This is a genomic window from Methylibium sp. T29 (genome assembly GCF_000576205.1).
Lineage (GTDB): Bacteria > Pseudomonadota > Gammaproteobacteria > Burkholderiales > Burkholderiaceae_C > Methylibium > Methylibium petroleiphilum.
Genome location: NZ_AZND01000520.1, coordinates 1 through 1,117 on the forward strand (window position 1 = coordinate 1; position 1,117 = coordinate 1,117).

Sequence of the window (1,117 nt, forward strand, 5' to 3'; positions counted from 1 at the left end):
CCACTCAGAACTGATAAGCCACGCGGGCGAAGATTTCGTTGTTGTGCTGAAGGCCGTCGACGAAGTCGCGGTACTCGCCCTTGTTCTGGGAGTACACGGCGTTGAGGTAGAGGTCGGCCTGGATCGACTTGGTGGGCTTCCACTTCACGCCCGGCTGCGCGTACCAGCCGCCCTTGAGATCCGTCAGGATCGCGAAGTCGAAGCGGTACTCCAGCGTCGGAGAAGGCTGCTGCAGCGCCAGCGCCACCGCGTTGAAGCCGCCCGACTGCCCGCTCGGGGACTCGCCCGGGGTGTTGCCCACGCCGCCGAGGTAGCGCCCGAACAGGTCGCTCCTGGACTTGTGCAGCCACTGCGCCACGAAGTAGGTCGCCGGGAAGGCGCTGGTGAACTTGTGGTACTTCTCCATGATGAAGGCGAACTGGTACTCGTCCTTCTCGATGTAGTCGCCCAGCGTCGGGTTGGTGAAGTGCTTGTTGGGCGTGTACGAGAACTCGAAGCGCCCGATCAGCTGGTCGAGCAGCGAGTCGGGCTCGCCCTCGAACACCCGGTTGATGCCGCCGCCGAACACCGTCTCGCGCTTGTACTCGCGGCTGAGCCAGCCGCGCAGCGGGCCGGCCACACCGGGCGTGAAGAAGGTGTCCAGGATGCACGACGCTGCCGCCTTGCTGCCGAGCTTGAAGTCGCCGTAGACCGCGCGTTCGGCACCGCAGGCGGTGGCCAGACCGACCAGGCCGTAGGGGTCGCCGGCCGCGGTGATGAAGTTCATGGAGGTGGCCACGCCCTCGATACCGTTCAGGCGCGAGTTGGAGGCTCCGCGGAACCATTCCTCGGCGCTCCAGACGCCGGTCGGCTGCACCGCGAACGCGGTGCCCGGCAGGACGTTCTCGCCCTTGGCGGCCGACCACTTGAAGACGCCGTCGGGGTTGGTGCGGTTGATGGCGAAGGCCTGGTAGCCGAAGCCGCCGGCCTCGCCCTTCAGGCGGAAGCCGACGTTCCACTTGTTCTTGACGTCCTCGTAGCCGGGCCGCTGGTCGACGGTGAACTGGTCCTGGATGAGGTTGTAGCCGGTCTCGCCGTTGGGCAGCAGCGTGGGCGCGAAGCGCTGCACGAAGCCGTC

Annotated in this window: 1 pseudogene; it reads right to left on the reverse strand. The window is 66.5% G+C overall.

The annotated features are described in order from the left end of the window. Window positions 1-4: 4 nt before the first annotated feature. Window positions 5-1,117: pseudogene (locus x551_RS22520) on the reverse strand (hypothetical protein); the annotation flags it as partial.